Genomic DNA, 16,433 nt, shown 5'->3' with positions numbered 1-16,433 from the left:
GCTCTTTTTTTGTTATTTATGATTAGCTGTTGCACTAACCAAGACAGAAGATGATCCTTCTTTAATGCTACGTGACGTAGTCTCCGCTTGACGTGCTTGTTCGACCGCTTGCTTCTTTTTTGAAGGCAGCATATTGAAAATGATATTTAAGAAGATAGCCGTAATACTTCCGAGTACAATCCCATTACTTGTTAAGATCTGTACACTTTCTGGCAATTCCTTGAATAGATCCGGTACAACCGAAACGCCAAGTCCGATCCCGATAGAACACGCTACGATCATTGCATTATCTTGAGTTTTTGAAATAACAGGACTCAACATCTTAATTCCTTGAGAAACAACCATTCCGAACATAGCAACCATAGCCCCCCCAAGTACTGCCGCAGGAATAATCGTTGCAAGAGCGGCTACTTTCGGCAAGAATCCTAAAGAAATCAGCATGATCGCGGTAACCAATATTACACGGCGTGACTTCACACCAGATAATTGCATTAAACCCACGTTTTGTGAAAATGTCGTGTAAGGAAATGCGTTGAAAATACCTCCAATAATGGAAGCTAAACCTTCTGCACGATAGCCGCTTTCCAACATTTTTTGATCGATTTCTTTTTCACAAATATCACCGAGCGCAAAGTATACTCCGGTGGATTCTACGAGTGACACCATCGCAACCAATGTCATAATGGCAATCGGTAGCAAATGGAACGTAGGTGTTGCTAGATAAAACGGCATGACCATATGAACATAAGAAGCATCTTGTACGTTGGAAAAATCTACGATGCCGAGGAATATCGCCGCGATCGTACCCACGACTAATCCCAACAAAATAGCAATAGACTGCATAAAACCTGAAGTGAATCGGAACAGTAAGACAATGAATAATAACGTTCCAAATGAAAGTAAAATATTTGTCATTGAGCCAAAGTCTTCAGCCCCTTGTCCGCCACCCATATTATTGATCGCAACAGGAATCAATGTGATTCCAATAATTGTTACGACAGAACCGGTAACGATTGGAGGGAAGAATTTCACAAGACTTCCGAAGAAGCGGCTAATGAAGAAAATGATTACGCCCGAAGCAATAACTGCACCGTAAATGGCCGAAATTCCATAATCATTGCCTATCAAAATCATAGGGCCTACAGCTGTGAACGTACACCCAAGGACGACAGGTAGACCAACACCAAAATATTTATTACGTGAAATTTGCAACAATGTAGCGATACCACACATTAAAATATCAATTGAAACAAGATATGTCAGCTGTGTGGGAGTTAACCCTATGGCATTCCCCACAATAAGCGGTACCAATACCGCGCCTGCATACATAGCTAGTAAATGCTGAAAACCTAGCAGTGTTGTTTTCATCCGTTATTTTCCTCCCCGACGAATTGGACTTGACCGTTTTTCAGTGACTGGAGCTCAGCCAGTGACTCTAAACGTACGCCTTCTTTACGAATCAAATCTCCACCTGGTTGGAAGCATTTTTCGATGACAATCCCAACACCAGCAATAGTCGCACCTGCTTGTTTTGCGATATCTATGAGTCCGAGTGCAGCTTGTCCATTCGCAAGGAAATCATCAATGAGCAAAACCGTATCTTCATTTGAAATAAAATCTTGAGAAACCGAAATATCATTCGATTCTTTCTTAGTGAAAGAATACACTTTCGCGGAGTATAAATGATCCGTCAATGTAAGTGATTTACGTTTTCTGGCAAACACTACCGGAACGCCCAATATCATTCCCGCCATTGTCGCTGGAGCAATACCCGAAGATTCAATCGTGATGATTCTCGTGATGTTTTGATCGCTAAATCGTTTAACAAACTCTTTTCCGATTTCCTGCATCAGTAATGGATCAATTTGATGATTCAAAAAAGAATCTACTTTTAATACCTCTTCCGATAATACTTTACCTTCTTGTCGAATCTTGTTTTTTAACAACTCCACACCGTTGTGCTCCCTTCATTTTTCCGAATAAAAAAAGCGTATATGCCATACTCCCATATAACAACTATGAGAGAGCGGCATGTACGCTTTTAAAAATGAAAAAGCAATTTCTTGTCGAACGACAAAGAAAGCTGCTTTTCATTCTCCCCATAGTCGGTCTATTTTCGGTAAACCGGTAGAAACTTACGGGCCATATCCCCGTGATTATATGAGTCTTATTTAACTGAATGCTAACAGTATAGCATGATTCGACAAATTTTCAATACGAATATTTGCCAATTAGTTTGATAGTTTCAAGCTGGCAAGCACATGGACATATTCTTGACAAAAAGTCGGCGTGAATTGGGATAAATAGTAATTTCAAGAGAAGGCATTGTATTGAAGCGTCTCCTCAGTAGTGCCAATCGCTTACCAACACCCACGCCAGACTCTCTTTGTAATAAACTCCCCGTTTTTTACTTACCCGAAAAATAGTGAGGAAAGATAAATTACTACGCCTACTGTAAAGCTACTAGCTACGGTATTGAACAGGACGATCTGGGCTGCTAGCTCAGACTCTACATCATATTCCAATGCCAGCGTTGAGCTGTTTCTTGACGTTGGAAATGAGCTGGCGATCCAGAGTGACTGGGCCGTGACACCGTCTATTCTTAACAGTAAAATCAACAGCAACGCCACAGTTGGTGAAATAATGAGTCTGCCGATAGCGCTTAGGTAGATCAAACGGTTCCATAGCGTTTCCACCTTAATCTGCGCTAACTGCGCGCCTAGTGTAATGAGCGCAATGGCGATAAAAGCATCCGATAAATGACTAATCGGCAACTCGATAAATTGTGGCAGCTGGATATTTGTTAAATTAAGCACAGCACCTAGCCACAATGCATGAATAATCGGCATGCGAAGAAACTGCTTCACGATGTCTTTTCCCGATTGCGTGGAAGACACGAGATTATACAATCCATACGAGTACGTCAGTAAGTTCTGATAGACAATCAACACGATCTGAATGGACACTCCGAGTGGATTGGCATGAAAGACTAGCTGACTGACGGGTAATCCATAGTTTCCAGAATTGATCAACACAATACTGTTTTTCATTACGGCGGTTTGCTGGCGGTTTAAACGCAAGAATTTACTAAATATATGGCCAGTAATTATTAAAGCGGATGTGAATAATACGACAAACATTAATACATCGAGTAAGATTTCTATATCGATGACGGTATGATATAAGTTCATGAACACAGCGGCGGGTATCAAACAGTAGGTTAGAATATTCCCTAACGCTTTAACATTAAAAGTAAACTTTATTTGTAAAAACACGCCAATTGCTAATAAAATAAGCATCGGTGTGATAACATTTACAAAGACTATGAGTAAGTACTCCATAAAGGAATCTCCTTTCTGCTGATTCAGCGATATACTTCTCAGAACAATCTTCAAGGAATACAGGAGGCTTCATGATGGAAACAGAACGACCAAGCAAACATTTACATTTCCCTAAAAGTCAGTGGGTGCTGTTAGTGGGTATTTTATTTTTAGCTGCTACCATCCGTTCTCCACTAACTTCTGTCGGACCTATTATTGGAAACATTCGCGATCAACTGCAAATCTCCAATTCATTGGCTGGATTTCTAACGACAATCCCACTACTGGCATTTGCCATTGTATCACCTTTTACACCACGCATTGCAAAACGGTTTGGTATGTCGCGAACACTTTTCTATGCAATGATTATTTTACTAATAGGAATTGTCATGCGTTCTGTCGGCAATAGTATCTTGCTACTGATCGGCACATTTTTAATTGGTGTCGGAATTGCCTTTGCAAACGTCTTATTACCAAGCCTTCTTAAACTGAGCTTTCCCTTCCATATTGGATTAATGACAGGGTTGTACTCTGTTTCTATGAGTATATCTGCAACGCTAGCTTCTGGTATCGCTTCTCCAATCGCCAATGAAACTGTCTACGGCTGGCAAGGTGCTCTAGGAATTTGGGGAGTCATTACATTGTTAGCTATTATCGTATGGATTCCTCAAATACGTAAAAAGAAAGAGGTTATCAAAACAGTTCAGAAAAACAAGATGACGGGACCTGCTCGGCCTATTTGGCGCTCGCCACTAGCCTGGAGCATCACAGTTTTCATGGGACTGCAATCGTTCCTATTTTATACGACAGCTTCATGGATTCCAGTTGTGTTGCAAACAAATGGCATGACTGCTGATGCTGCTGGATGGATGTTAGCCCTTGTCCAACTTGCACAATTGCCTATGATGTTTATCATACCAGTGGTCGCGGATAAAGTACGTGATCAACGTGTTCTGGTCGTAGCTGTTTTCGCTTGTTATGTAATTGGCTATGGTGGTGTACAATTCGGAAGCGAAAGCCTGACTGCACTTTGGATGATTTTCATTGGTCTAGGAGGCGGTTCAGCATTCGGACTCGCTATGATGTTCTTCACTTTACGTACCCATACACCAGACCAAGCGGCTTCAATTTCCGGAATGGCGCAGTCGGTTGGCTATTTACTCGCATCTATTGGTCCTGTGTTGTTCGGTATTCTTCATGACTTTACGGGTTCATGGACAGCGCCACTATATATCTTCATAGTTGTCGCAACGATACTATTTATAAGTGGAATGTACGCAGGCAAAAAGCGTTTGATTTCGCTTGAACCAAAACAGCATGTGTAAAAAAAGCAAGTGCGTTCGAGGTTAATGTCTTAGGTTACTAGTACAAAACGCATTTCAATAATAAAACGAAGAGCCCCAATCCATCTGCGAATTGGGGCTCTTCGTTTTAGGCGGGATAAGTGTGGAAATTTACACGGTTAATTGAATTTTATTTCCTGATGGATCTTCAATCACAAACAACTCACCTTCAACCGTATACGAAACACCTAGGTTCTGTAATTGTTCCATTACTTTCGATCTTTCAGCTTCGTCTGGGAAAACAAGCGAGTACCAATTTATACCCACACTATTTTTCTGTGGTTTGGGAGCACCTACTCCTTGCCATGTATTTAAGGCAATATGATGATGATAATCGCCCGTCGAAATAAAAATAGCTTGAGGATAATGGCTTACAACTGTAAAACCTAGTCCCCTAGTGTAAAATTCTTCTGCCTTTTGAAGATCGGCTACATGCAAATGAATGTGGCCCATTATCGTATCAGCCGGCAACCCGTTCCATTCCAAATCACTTACTGCCAGAAGACTTTCCCCATCTAATGGGTCAGACACCATCTTGACTTCTCCATTAGACCAACTCCATTCAGAAGATGGCCGATCTATATACACTTCAATACCATTTCCGTCTGGATCCGAAATGTAGAGTGCTTCACTTACCAGGTGATCCGATGCTCCGAATCGAGAACCTGTCTTAGATAAATGGCGTAAAAAGGCGGATAAGTCAGCCCTTGTCGGTAACAAAAGTGCAAAGTGGAATAAACCAGATCTCCTTTCCTCCTTAGGTAGTACATCAACCGGCTGTTCAATCGTTAATAATCCTGTTTTTCCGTCTGCTGTTAAAACCGCTTTTCGATTTGTTTGCTCCAGTACTTGAAATCCGATAACCTGTTGGTAAAATTCAAGAGCTACATCCAAATTCATTACATTTATATTAACTTGTCCAACAAATGTATTAGGTTTTTTATGAAAGTTTTTCATTTTTATAATCTCCCTCTTCCATCTTGTATCGTTTCTAATGTGCGTAATCTAAATTTTTATCCGCTTCCTATTACATATCACTCGATCAATACCAAAGTTTACTTCTATGAGTTTGGACTTTGAAGATCATATTTAAACTGGCTGGCATCATTTCAAGTTACTATTATATCTTTTTAAGGATATTATATCTCTATAGGTGAACATTGATTGTAAAAAAATAATTATTTATCCTATTTCATCTGATTTTCAGCATCGTAAAATACTTGGTTTACACATACCTCCTCGCTTCTCTAAAACAAATATATCTATAAACTTATATTTACTTCATAACACGTACCATTCTTTCTTGCATCACGTCAATATATTTATTGTGAGTATTTAACTCGGTTTTAATATTCGTATGTGAATATTAATTCTCTATAGGATAACATCAAATGAAAGATAGCGTCAAGGTAGTTGTGCTATTATATACATACATAACAATACTCTTGGGGGGATCCATGTGGAAATCGGCTCAAAAATACGAGATATACGGAAAAGAAAGAAAATAACCATCGCACAGATGAGCGAACAAATAGGACTTTCAAAAGGGTTTATAAGCAACATCGAAAATGATAATACATCTCCCTCCCTTAATACATTGCAAGAAATCGCTCGCTTTCTAGACGTCCCGCTTCCTTATTTGCTGCTAGAGAAAAAGAAGCATATGAAAGTCATTAGGAAAGCTGATCGGGTATACACAACGTTTAACGGTATAAAAATTGAACATATTACTACGCAAAGTGGTCTGCGAATGATGCACGTTGAATTACCACCCGGTACATCGACCGGTGAAGCGATCGCCCACGAAGGTGAAGAGAGCCATGTCGTACTAAAAGGCACGGTTCTTGCTGAACAAGGCGAAGATTCTGTTATTGCAGAGGAAGGCGATTCATTTAGTTGGAATGCTAGCGTACCTCACTTTGTAAAAAACATCGGAGAAGATGAGGCAGTCTTACTTATCGCCGTCTACTCCGAGGATAAAAGTACATGACACCATTCTGTTCCCTCTCCGGCACACTATTCCAAATTCAATCTTGTACCGGCAACTGGAATGGATTCAATTAATAAATCGCACCACAAGGTAAACTTGTGATGCGATTTTTATTATTTCAGCTATTGTATCTCAACTGAACAACTTAACTCGAGAGGTACTCGCTCTCATTATATTTCTAATTCTGTAGAAATCGGACAATGATCACTGCCCATAATTTCTGAATGAATGGCTGTTGTTTGCAGGGCTGACTGGAGACGCTCTGATATAATAATGTAATCGATACGCCAGCCGATATTTCGTGCCCGTACATCGCGCATATAAGACCACCATGTATAGTTATCTTTTAGATCGGGATTCATAAAGCGAAACGTATCAATGAATCCGGCATCTAACAACCGCGTCATTTTCCCGCGTTCTTCATTCGTAAATCCCGAATTACCAATATTAGATTTAACGTTACGAATATCAATTTCTTCATGTGCCACGTTCAAATCTCCACAATAGATGACGGGCTTGATGGCATCCAATAACTGCAAATGCTCAAGTAATTCATCTTCCCATGCCAGTCGAAATGATAATCGCGCTAAGTCCCGTTGTGAATTGGGCGTATAACAATTAACGAGAAAAAACTCTTCAAATTCTAGCGTTAGCACTCGTCCTTCTGCTTCGTGGTCTAGATCATTCAATCCATAGCGTACAGTAAGAGGGGATTTCTTCGTAAAGACTGCGGTACCTGAATATCCCTTTTTCGCTGCATAGTTCCAGTAGGATTCATACCCATCGAAAGAAAGGTCGATTTGTCCTTCTTGACATTTGATCTCTTGGACACAAAATATATCTGCCTGTACTTGTTCAAAAAAGTCACTAAAACCTTTTTTTACGCATGCCCTAATACCGTTCACGTTCCAAGATACTACTTTCAATTTTACACAACCCGTCTAAATTAATTGCCGTTAAAACTCACTGCTAGTTTTGCTGCAAGTTCAGCGTTTGACTTCACTAAGGCGATATTGGCTTCCAGACTTTTACCGCCTGTCATTTCCTGAACCTTTTTTAACATATGTGGTGTAAGATACTTTCCGCTAATGCCCATTTGTTCAGCTTCTTTAAGTGCATCTGAAACCAATCCATCCATATACTCCTGATCCATTGCATATTCTTCAGGAATCGGATTCGCGATAATCGCGCTACCCTCCAAGCCTAAATTCCATTTAACGCGCAACATCTCTGCCATCATATCGATTTCATCTATCCGGTAGTCTACATGATGTGCGCTGCTTCTTGTGTAAAAGGCGGGGAATATATCTGTTTGATACCCCATGACTGGAACACCTTTTGTTTCCAAATACTCAAGTGTTTTACCGAGATCCAAAATAGATTTCGCTCCTGAACAAACAACAGCTACATTTGTGCGTGCGAACTCTTCAAGATCTGCAGAAATATCCATCGTTTGTTCCACACCTCTATGCACACCGCCAATGGCCCCAGTCGTGAATACGCGTATTCTCGCTAAGTCAGCAAAGAACATCGATGCAGCAACCGTCGTTGCACCCGGTTTTTTAGTAGCAATTAAGTAACTAATATCGCGTCTAGAAGCTTTGACAACACCTTTGCTATCTCCGAACCGTTCTAGCTCTTCATCAGATAGACCTATTTTTATTTTACCGTCCATAATTGCAATTGTTGCCGGAACCGCACCATGATCGCGCACAATCTGCTGAACTTCCCGTGCAGCTTTCACATTTTCAGGGTATGGCATGCCATACGTAATAATTGTGGATTCCAATGCGACTAGCGGCTTCCCATATTTCATCGCTTCTTTCACTTCTTCTGAATACGAAACATATCTTCTCATTATGAATCTTCCCCTTTACCGTTCAATCGCTATATATTCATAATAATCATTATACGCACTTTATTCAATGTTCGTCGGCAATTATTTGGTTAATAGAGTAGCTTTCTAAGTCCCATCCAGTCTCCTCGCCTAGTACTAGCTGGGATAAAAGCTTGCCGAGAAGAGGTCCTACTGTTAAACCAGATGAACCAAGACCGTTAGCCATCCAAACTTGCGGGTGATCAGGTAGTTGACCGATGACCGGCATAAAATTCGGTGTATGTGGACGAATACCCACACGGACCTCAGCCAGTACTGCTTCGCTCAGTAAAGGTGCAATGGGTAGAGCATTCGATAACACCTGCAGTATCCCACCAGTGGTCGGTTGAATATTGAAATCATCTGTATCCTCGTGTGTTGCGCCCGCAACGAATCTGCCATCTCGGAATGGCACGAGGTACTGAGTACCAGGTGGCATGATGACTGGCCATTCCCCTGACGCTACATGATTTGATTGTAAATGGAGTATTTGTGCTTTCTGTCCTGTCACTTGCAGCTTCTTACCTAAGGGCTCTGTAAATTCACTAGCCCAGGCACCTGACGCTACGATGATTTGATCTCCCTCAATAATTTGCCCCCCGACCATAACACCACAGACTTTTCCTTCTTTTATGTACGGCGATGCAGAGCCTTTTATACTTTGAACACCACGTTGAACTGCCACACGCTCCATTGCTTTAAGTAGTTGATCCCCTTCTACTTTGGCAGCACCTGAAATACGAACAGCTGAATATTCCTCAGATAAAATCGGAAAATAGCTAGCGAGCTGTATTGTATCCAGTAATTCCACTTCCCCGATCTCAGGAGATTGTTCTTTCCTTATATTTAACAACTCGACTTTCTTCTCCAAACGATCTAACTCAGTATGAATCGCCAAGGCACCCACTTTCTTATATCCTGTTTCCACTTCGCCATGCTTTTCTAATGACCGAATGAATTCAGGATAATACGCAGCACCAGCTGATGCGAGGGCATACCATGCTTTATTTCGTCTTTGAGATGCCCACGGACAAATAATGCCTGCTGCGGCTTTTGTAGCCTGTCCTGGCTCTTGCCTATCGATTAGTACGACTTCTGCTTGTTGGTCGGATAAATGATAAGCAGCGGAAGCACCAACGATACCCCCGCCTATAATTAATACTTTTCTCATGAAAATTTGCTCCTTTATATAATAGTTTTTAAAACCGACAAACTTTTCACTTTATTTTTTCTAAAAAAGCAGTATAATTACACTATTCGGAATTGAACTTTCGGAATATTCTATATCTTGAGGAGTTTTGATGATTATGACGAGATTACCTATGCAAATTCAACTAGCACAAAATAAAAAAGAAAAGCCAGATCCTAGCACTTTAGTTTTTGGGAAAACATTTACAGACCACATGCTCATTATAGACTATGAGGAAGGCAAAGGTTGGCATAATCATCGCATTACTCCTTACGCACCTTTAACACTCGATCCAGCTGCAATCGTTTTACATTACGGTCAAACGGTTTTTGAAGGAATGAAGGCATACCGTTCAGAAGATGGAACCATTCGTTTGTTCCGTCCAGATCAAAATATGAAGCGTTTGAATTATTCGCTCGATCGTCTATGTATGCCACGGATTGATGAAAAGAACGCATTGTACGCGCTGAACCAATTGTTGCAAATCGAGCAGGATTGGATTCCTACACTAGAAGGAACATCATTATATATCCGCCCATTTGTCATTGCAACAGAAGCCTTCCTAGGTGTAGCGCCAGCTAAAAAATATCAATTTTTCATGATTCTGTCCCCTGTTGGCTCGTACTATAAAGAAGGGATTCATCCAGTTAAAATCCTCGTCGAAAATGAATTCGTCCGTGCTGCAAAAGGCGGAACGGGTAGCGCTAAAACTGCTGGCAACTACGCAGCGGCTTTAAAGGCACAGGAGACAGCAGACAAACAAGGCTACTCACAAGTTTTATGGCTCGATAGTGTCGAGCGTAAATACGTGGAAGAAGTAGGAAGTATGAATATCTTTTTCAAGATCAACGGTGAAATTGTAACGCCTGCAATCAACGGCAGTATTCTTGAGGGAATTACACGAAAATCCATTTTACAGTTGCTAAGACATTGGAATATGCCAGTTGCAGAGCGTCAAATCTCAATGGATGAAATCCGATCTGCCTATGAAAGCGGTGAACTTGAGGAAGTATTCGGTACAGGCACAGCTGCTGTTATTTCTCCAGTCGGCGAACTGAATTGGGATGGTTATAAAATGATCATTGGCAACGGTGAAACAGGGGAACTATCTACTCGTCTATATAACACGTTAACGAATATCCAAACAGGCAAAGAACAAGATCCATTTGGTTGGGTATATGAAATTAAGAAACGTATGGCACGGCTTGCTTAAGACATTGAAAAGCCCCCGTTTTCCACAACTGGAAAGCGGGGGCTGTTGTTTATACAGAAAGTAAAGCTGCATCATTCGTAAGTTGTTCTCCACGAATACGCTGAAATTCATCCATCAATTTCGCAATAGTTAAATGCTGTTTCTGTTCTTCTTCTACCTCAAGAATAATTTGGCCTTTATCCATCATAATTAAGCGATTTCCAAGGTCAAGTGCCTGTTGCATGTTATGCGTTACCATTAACGTCGTCAGCCGATCCTTCTCAACTAATCGTTTCGTTAAATCGGTGATTAACTCTGCGCGGGACGGATCGAGTGCTGCGGTATGCTCATCCAACAACAAAATAGAAGGTTGCGTAAAGGTCGCCATCAATAATGACAACGCTTGACGTTCACCACCGGACAATAGTCCAACATTCGCTGTCATCCGATTTTCAAGATTCAAATGCAATGTTTCCAGTGAGGTTCGGAATAAGTCTTTCCGTTTCTTATCTACTCCACGATGCAATGAACGCCGTCGATTGCGAGAATAAGCCATCGCCAAATTTTCTTCAATCGTCATCGTCGGTGCTGTACCTGACATCGGATCTTGGAATACTCGTCCTATCATTTTGGATCGTTTGAACTCTGCCAAACGTGTAACATCTTTGTTATTGATATAAATAGAACCAAAATCCGGTGTCAATGCGCCGGATATCATATTCATCATGGTAGATTTTCCTGCACCGTTACTCCCTATGACTGTTACGAAATCACCCGGTTGTAAATGTAAGTTAATTTGGTCCAGCGCTACTTTCTCATCCGGAGTCGATTCATTAAATACTTTATTGACTTGATCCAGTTTCAACAACGCTATGACCTCCTTGTGATGATTTCATCGCCATTCGTTCAGATTGTCTTTTCGCTTTACGCGCTTTTTCCCGTCTTTTTTCGAGAATCTGCGGAATAATTAATGCCGCAATTACGATGACTGCAGTAATTAATTTCATATCACCTGAATCGAGAATCTTCACTTTCAATGACAGTCCGAGTACGATTCTATAGATTACGGCACCAATCACGACGGCCATTGTTGTACGGAAAATGGTTTTCGTCCCGAATATCGCTTCACCGATAATAACAGAAGCCAATCCGATGATGATCATACCAATTCCCATTCCATTATCAGCGAATTTTCCATACTGTGCAATCAATGAACCTGCGAAAGCAACTAGTGCATTGGAAATTCCTAATCCTAGAATAACAAGAGTATCTGTATTGGCAGAGAAACTACGAATCATTTTTTTATTATCACCAGTTGCACGGATGGCTAAACCAACTTCGGTTTGCAAAAACCAGTCCGCTATGAATTTAATGAGAACCACAACTAGGATCATCAAAACTAATGTTCCCCAAGTCGATGGTAAATGTTCCAAGCCAAGTCCCAATAGGAAACCATTGATGGTTTCATCAATTCCAAGAGTACTCCAGAAACCTTGGAACTTACTGAAAATCGTTTCTGAATTTAAAAGCGGAATATTCGGACGACCTACTGAATTTTCTGTCGTCAGTCCCATTATCCGAAGGTTTATCGAGTAAAGAGCTATCATCATGAGGATTCCGGATAGAAGTGGATTGATTTTTCCTTTGGTATGTAATAAACCAGTTATACACCCAGCAAAAAAGCCAACCAGGATTGCGGTAAGTGTTGCAACAAGTGGATGATAATCAAATACAATCATCGTAGCCGCTACTGCTGCGCCTGTTACAAAACTTCCGTCCACTGTTAAATCTGGAAAATCAAGCACCCGGAATGTTAGATACACTCCGAGTGCCATGATCGCATAGATGATACCCTGCTCAACTGAGCCAAATACAGCTGAAAACATGCAAGATCATCTCCTATTTTTTATTTTGCAATCTCGGCATTCCACTCATCTTGAATCTTCAAACCGATTGCGTCTGCAGTCTCTTCATTCATCACTAGCTTCAAGTTCTGTGGTAATTGGACAGGTAATGATTCAGGCGTTTCTTCACCTTTTAGAATCTTTACTGCCATTTCACCCGCTTCATATCCGATATCGTAGTACTCAAAGCCGTATGCTCCAAGTCCACCACGTTTCACAGAATCAAATTCACCCACCATCATCGGAATCTTATTGTCATTCGCAACAGAGATGACTGATTCAAGTGCTGATACTACAGTATTATCCGTAATGATATAAAATGAATCTACTGAACCAATCAAAGATTCGGCTGCTTGCTTTACATCTGCTGAAGTTGCAACGGATGCTTCTACAACTTCCATATCCATATCTGCAAGAATTCCTTTTACATGATCCACTTGTAGGCGAGAGTTTTGCTCCCCTGAGTTAAATATCATTCCTACTTTTTTTGCACCAACGTTTTCTTTCAAGAACTTCATTGTGTTTGGAATGGCATCAGGATGATTATCAGTAGTGCCTGTAACATTGCCGCCTGGCTCTTCATTGGATGCAACAAGTTCCGCTGCTACTGCATCTGTAACTGATGTGAAGATGATCGGAATGTCTTGTGTCGCGCTAGCTGCCGCTTGTGCACTTGGTGTAGAGTTAGCAAATATTAAATCGACGCCTGCGCCTGCCAAGTTGTTTGCAATGGTTGAGTTGGAACTATTATCATTTTGCGCATTTTGCTTATCGTATTCTACATTCAATCCAGCATCTTCAATTGCCTTTTGAAACCCTTCAAACGCCGCATCTAAAGACGGGTGTTCAACAATTTGTGTCACACCAATTATGTATTTTTCTTCAGTGCTTGCTTTATCATTATTCTTATCATCTGCTACAGGATCAGATGACTCCCCTTTTCCACCACACGCAGCGAGAATGAGCACAATACTAAATAGTGCTGCTGCATAAGTCACCCAATGTTTCTTCATGTAAATCCCCCTCGACTATGATCTATTACCCTTTCGATGTATGTAGAAAAGATAATAATTATACGTAATCGTACCCTTTACAATGTTATTCGTCAATGTATTATTCAATATTTTGTGTGAATTCTCAAAAGTTAATGAACTACCTGATATAATTCTCCATATATTAAGATAACTTACAGGAAAACAAATTAATCTACATAAAAAATAGTGACGCGATTATACCATTCGCATCACTATTTTTGGTTATTTATTTAACTCGTAATTCAGGAATCTCTTTGTACGTAATTCTTTCGGTGATTTGATTACTTCATCTGGAGTACCCGCTTCAACGATCTTTCCATCGTCCATAAAGATCACATGATTAGCCACATTGCTTGCGAATTCCATCTCATGCGTCACCACAATCATCGTCATATGCTCTTCCGCGAGATTTCTCATCACTTGCAATACTTCTTTCGTCAATTGCGGATCTAAAGCGGAAGTCGGTTCATCGAATAATAAAATATCCGGATTCATCATCAACGCTCTCGCAATCGCAACACGTTGTTTCTGACCACCCGAAAGTCTCGAAGGTAATTCATCAGCCTTTGAAGCCAACCCCACTTTTTCTAGCAATTCGATACTTCTATGCCCATAATCTTCGGCTTTTTCTTTCTTCACCAGTTTTGGTGCTAGTTCCAAGTTCTGCTTTACAGTTAAATGAGGAAATAGGTTAAATTGTTGAAATACCATTCCCATTTTGGAGTTGATCATTTTACTATCGGTAGGATTTGTGTAAATGCCATCTTTAACTAGGTAATCTCCATCCACGATAATACTACCGCCACCAACTTGCTCCAATTGAATTAGACTTCTTAACATTGTACTCTTTCCAGAACCCGAAGGTCCGATAATTGCCATGACATCATTTTTTTGAACATCAAACGATATATCCTTCAATACTTCTAATGGACCGAATGATTTCTGTAAGTTGCGTACTTCTATGAAAGACATAATTTCCTCTCCTCATTCGTATTGCAGCTTTCTTTCTAAATACTTGAAGACTACAGTCAATCCGAATGCAATCAGCAGGTAGATCCCAGCCGCAATGAAGAACGGTATGATTGTGAAGTCTCTGTTTACGACTGTTTGCGCATAGTGTAGAAGTTCTGGAACCGCTACCGCATATAATAGCGCCGTATCCTTTACTAAAGATACCGATTCATTCGCAATAGGTGGTAGCGTTACACGAAACATCTGTGGTAGGATGACGCGCACAGTCGTTTGCCATTTCGATAATCCAAGTACTTGCGAAGCTTCGTATTGCCCTTTATCAATGGAGATCAAACCACCTCGGAATATTTCAGCAAAGTAGGCTGAATAGTTCAAAATGAACGCTAGTGTAGCTGCTACAAAACGATCAAGAACTAAGTACTCACCAATTACCGGCAGAAGTGGTAAACCAAAAACAAAAAACAATAGCTGTAATAACAAAGGAGTCCCACGCATGACGTATATAAAAGTCTGCGCCAAATAAGAAATTGGTTTAATACTACTTCTTACGGCAAGTGTCAACAAGAATCCCAGTGGAATAGATAAGACAATCGCTATTACAAATAATAGTACAGTCGCTTTAGCCCCTTCCAACATAGGAATCAGCATAGACATAAAATATTCATAACTCATTAGTAAATTCCTCCGAAAAACCATTCAAGGTTTTATGTACTTCTCTTACAATACGCATACCAAGGGAAGTCGCAAATGCAACTTCCGTTGACATAACTTATTTTACAACTCAACGAAGAACTTTGTCTTCTCCGAACCATTCTGTGGAGATTTCAGCTGAAGTACCATCTTCATTCATCGTATCCAATGCTTTTTGAAGATTTTCAAGCAATTCTTCATTGCCTTTCTTCACTCCAACGCCATATTCTTCCACTGCCAATGATCCGTCAAGTTTCGTAAAGACCCCTTCTTCAGTTGTCATATAGTAATCAATGACGACTTCATCAAGTACTACTGCATCTAGACGACCTGTTTTCAAATCTGTTAACGCTAGAACATTGTCTGCAAATTCTGTGATGTTTTTTATTTTTTCGTGGATTGGGTGACTTTCTAATGCTGGTCCGGCAGATGATAATGCTTGAACACCTACAGTTTTTCCATCTAGGTCTTCAATTGTTTTCACATCAGAATCTACTAACGTCACAACGACTTGATTATTATCCAAATAAGGCTTCGTGAATAATACTTTTTCTTGACGTTCTTTTGTGATGGTATAGCCGTTCCAAATTAAATCGATTCTTCCACTGCTAAGTTCTGTTTCCTTCGTTTTCCAGTCAATAGGCTGGAATTTTGCAGTAGCGCCCATATGCTCAGCCGCTGCTGTTGCCATGTCAATATCGAAACCTACTAAATTATTTTTATCGTCACGGAATCCCATAGGTGCAAATTTGTCATCTACACCGATGATAATTTCTTTCGTTTCTTTGTTATCTGCATCAGCGGGTGATTTGCCCCCCTCAGACGACTTGCCCGAACATCCAGCCAGCAGTAGGAATAATGCTGCAAATAATAAAGCAATGGTTGTCTTTTTCATTATTTTTCCTCTTTTCTTAATTCTTTAG

16 protein-coding genes and 1 riboswitch are annotated in these 16,433 nt (G+C 40.5%); of the genes, 3 read left to right on the top strand and 13 right to left on the bottom strand.

Annotation, left to right across the window (positions count from 1 at the left end; translation table 11 throughout):
* Positions 1 to 12: 12 nt before the first annotated feature.
* The 3 genes from CSV77_RS01540 to CSV77_RS01530 all read right to left on the bottom strand — a co-directional run bounded on the left by CSV77_RS01540 (position 13) and on the right by CSV77_RS01530 (position 3,341).
* On the bottom strand, positions 13 to 1,368 hold the full coding sequence (locus CSV77_RS01540) for a nucleobase:cation symporter-2 family protein (protein ID WP_099672032.1): 1,356 nt from the start codon (positions 1,366 to 1,368) through the stop codon (positions 13 to 15).
* Positions 1,365 to 1,952 (bottom strand): xanthine phosphoribosyltransferase, encoded by a 588-nt coding sequence (locus CSV77_RS01535; RefSeq protein WP_099672031.1) that lies wholly within the window; start codon positions 1,950 to 1,952, stop codon positions 1,365 to 1,367. The genes CSV77_RS01540 and CSV77_RS01535 overlap by 4 nt, the downstream gene beginning before the upstream one ends.
* Before the next feature lie 130 nt (positions 1,953 to 2,082).
* Positions 2,083 to 2,184: riboswitch (purine riboswitch) on the bottom strand.
* A gap of 227 nt (positions 2,185 to 2,411) precedes the next feature.
* Entirely contained in the window at positions 2,412 to 3,341 is a 930-nt protein-coding gene (locus tag CSV77_RS01530) for an AEC family transporter (protein ID WP_099672030.1), read from the bottom strand.
* A gap of 74 nt (positions 3,342 to 3,415) precedes the next feature.
* On the opposite strand from CSV77_RS01530, the gene CSV77_RS01525 reads away from it, so the two are divergent.
* Positions 3,416 to 4,645: a CynX/NimT family MFS transporter gene (locus tag CSV77_RS01525; RefSeq protein WP_199203689.1), complete on the top strand. Its 1,230-nt coding sequence runs from the start codon at positions 3,416 to 3,418 to the stop codon at positions 4,643 to 4,645.
* A 129-nt stretch (positions 4,646 to 4,774) separates the two neighbouring features.
* On the opposite strand, the gene CSV77_RS01520 is transcribed toward CSV77_RS01525, so the two are convergent.
* A complete protein-coding gene (locus CSV77_RS01520; protein WP_099672028.1) occupies positions 4,775 to 5,620 on the bottom strand; it encodes a VOC family protein in 846 nt (281 codons plus the stop codon).
* A 502-nt stretch (positions 5,621 to 6,122) separates the two neighbouring features.
* On the opposite strand from CSV77_RS01520, the gene CSV77_RS01515 reads away from it, so the two are divergent.
* Complete coding sequence (locus CSV77_RS01515; protein ID WP_099631515.1) at positions 6,123 to 6,653, top strand: helix-turn-helix domain-containing protein; 531 nt, start codon at positions 6,123 to 6,125, stop codon at positions 6,651 to 6,653.
* A 170-nt stretch (positions 6,654 to 6,823) separates the two neighbouring features.
* On the opposite strand, the gene CSV77_RS01510 is transcribed toward CSV77_RS01515, so the two are convergent.
* The 3 genes from CSV77_RS01510 to CSV77_RS01500 form a co-directional block, all read right to left on the bottom strand.
* Entirely contained in the window at positions 6,824 to 7,579 is a 756-nt protein-coding gene (locus tag CSV77_RS01510) for an exodeoxyribonuclease III (protein WP_099672027.1), read from the bottom strand.
* Between the two features lie 20 nt (positions 7,580 to 7,599).
* Positions 7,600 to 8,511 (bottom strand): pseudouridine-5'-phosphate glycosidase, encoded by a 912-nt coding sequence (locus CSV77_RS01505; RefSeq protein WP_099672026.1) that lies wholly within the window; start codon positions 8,509 to 8,511, stop codon positions 7,600 to 7,602.
* A 64-nt stretch (positions 8,512 to 8,575) separates the two neighbouring features.
* Entirely contained in the window at positions 8,576 to 9,700 is a 1,125-nt protein-coding gene (locus tag CSV77_RS01500) for an NAD(P)/FAD-dependent oxidoreductase (protein WP_099635991.1), read from the bottom strand.
* Positions 9,701 to 9,830: 130 nt separating this feature from the next.
* Here CSV77_RS01500 and CSV77_RS01495 point away from each other — a divergent pair, with 130 nt between their 5' ends.
* On the top strand, positions 9,831 to 10,931 hold the full coding sequence (locus CSV77_RS01495) for a branched-chain amino acid aminotransferase (RefSeq protein WP_369802713.1): 1,101 nt from the start codon (positions 9,831 to 9,833) through the stop codon (positions 10,929 to 10,931).
* Between the two features lie 49 nt (positions 10,932 to 10,980).
* Here CSV77_RS01495 and CSV77_RS01490 read toward each other — a convergent pair whose 3' ends face one another.
* The 6 genes from CSV77_RS01490 to CSV77_RS01465 all read right to left on the bottom strand — a co-directional run bounded on the left by CSV77_RS01490 (position 10,981) and on the right by CSV77_RS01465 (position 16,405).
* Positions 10,981 to 11,778: an ABC transporter ATP-binding protein gene (locus CSV77_RS01490; RefSeq protein ID WP_099631017.1), complete on the bottom strand. Its 798-nt coding sequence runs from the start codon at positions 11,776 to 11,778 to the stop codon at positions 10,981 to 10,983.
* Entirely contained in the window at positions 11,753 to 12,796 is a 1,044-nt protein-coding gene (locus CSV77_RS01485) for an ABC transporter permease (protein WP_099672024.1), read from the bottom strand. Before CSV77_RS01485 ends, CSV77_RS01490 begins: the two co-directional genes overlap by 26 nt.
* Positions 12,797 to 12,816: 20 nt before the next feature.
* The gene (locus CSV77_RS01480; protein ID WP_099672023.1) at positions 12,817 to 13,827 is read right to left on the bottom strand and encodes an ABC transporter substrate-binding protein; all 1,011 of its coding nucleotides are present in this window, start codon (positions 13,825 to 13,827) and stop codon (positions 12,817 to 12,819) included.
* A 243-nt stretch (positions 13,828 to 14,070) separates the two neighbouring features.
* Complete coding sequence (locus CSV77_RS01475; protein ID WP_099672022.1) at positions 14,071 to 14,820, bottom strand: amino acid ABC transporter ATP-binding protein; 750 nt, start codon at positions 14,818 to 14,820, stop codon at positions 14,071 to 14,073.
* Positions 14,821 to 14,832: 12 nt separating this feature from the next.
* The gene (locus CSV77_RS01470) at positions 14,833 to 15,492 is read right to left on the bottom strand and encodes an amino acid ABC transporter permease (protein WP_099672021.1); all 660 of its coding nucleotides are present in this window, start codon (positions 15,490 to 15,492) and stop codon (positions 14,833 to 14,835) included.
* Between the two features lie 109 nt (positions 15,493 to 15,601).
* Positions 15,602 to 16,405 carry an amino acid ABC transporter substrate-binding protein gene (locus CSV77_RS01465; RefSeq protein WP_099631012.1) on the bottom strand — a complete coding sequence of 268 codons (804 nt, stop codon included), beginning with the start codon at positions 16,403 to 16,405 and terminating at the stop codon, positions 15,602 to 15,604.
* Between the last annotated feature and the right edge of the window lie 28 nt (positions 16,406 to 16,433).

Origin of the sequence: Sporosarcina sp. P16b, from assembly GCF_002743065.1 — a bacterium.
GTDB lineage: Bacteria > Bacillota > Bacilli > Bacillales_A > Planococcaceae > Sporosarcina.
Note: the sequence above shows the minus strand (reverse complement) of the source record. Positions and strands in the feature narration are given on the sequence as shown.

Coding starts and splice junctions, on each gene's coding strand:
- CSV77_RS01530 (WP_099672030.1), bottom strand. CDS start 3,341: ATGGAGTACTTACTCATAGTCTTTGTAAATGTTATCACACCGATGCTT.
- CSV77_RS01475 (WP_099672022.1), bottom strand. CDS start 14,820: ATGTCTTTCATAGAAGTACGCAACTTACAGAAATCATTCGGTCCATTA.
- CSV77_RS01520 (WP_099672028.1), bottom strand. CDS start 5,620: ATGAAAAACTTTCATAAAAAACCTAATACATTTGTTGGACAAGTTAAT.
- CSV77_RS01525 (WP_199203689.1), top strand. CDS start 3,416: ATGGAAACAGAACGACCAAGCAAACATTTACATTTCCCTAAAAGTCAG.
- CSV77_RS01480 (WP_099672023.1), bottom strand. CDS start 13,827: ATGAAGAAACATTGGGTGACTTATGCAGCAGCACTATTTAGTATTGTG.
- CSV77_RS01485 (WP_099672024.1), bottom strand. CDS start 12,796: ATGTTTTCAGCTGTATTTGGCTCAGTTGAGCAGGGTATCATCTATGCG.
- CSV77_RS01505 (WP_099672026.1), bottom strand. CDS start 8,511: ATGAGAAGATATGTTTCGTATTCAGAAGAAGTGAAAGAAGCGATGAAA.
- CSV77_RS01540 (WP_099672032.1), bottom strand. CDS start 1,368: ATGAAAACAACACTGCTAGGTTTTCAGCATTTACTAGCTATGTATGCA.
- CSV77_RS01470 (WP_099672021.1), bottom strand. CDS start 15,492: ATGAGTTATGAATATTTTATGTCTATGCTGATTCCTATGTTGGAAGGG.
- CSV77_RS01500 (WP_099635991.1), bottom strand. CDS start 9,700: ATGAGAAAAGTATTAATTATAGGCGGGGGTATCGTTGGTGCTTCCGCT.
- CSV77_RS01495 (WP_369802713.1), top strand. CDS start 9,831: ATGATTATGACGAGATTACCTATGCAAATTCAACTAGCACAAAATAAA.
- CSV77_RS01465 (WP_099631012.1), bottom strand. CDS start 16,405: ATGAAAAAGACAACCATTGCTTTATTATTTGCAGCATTATTCCTACTG.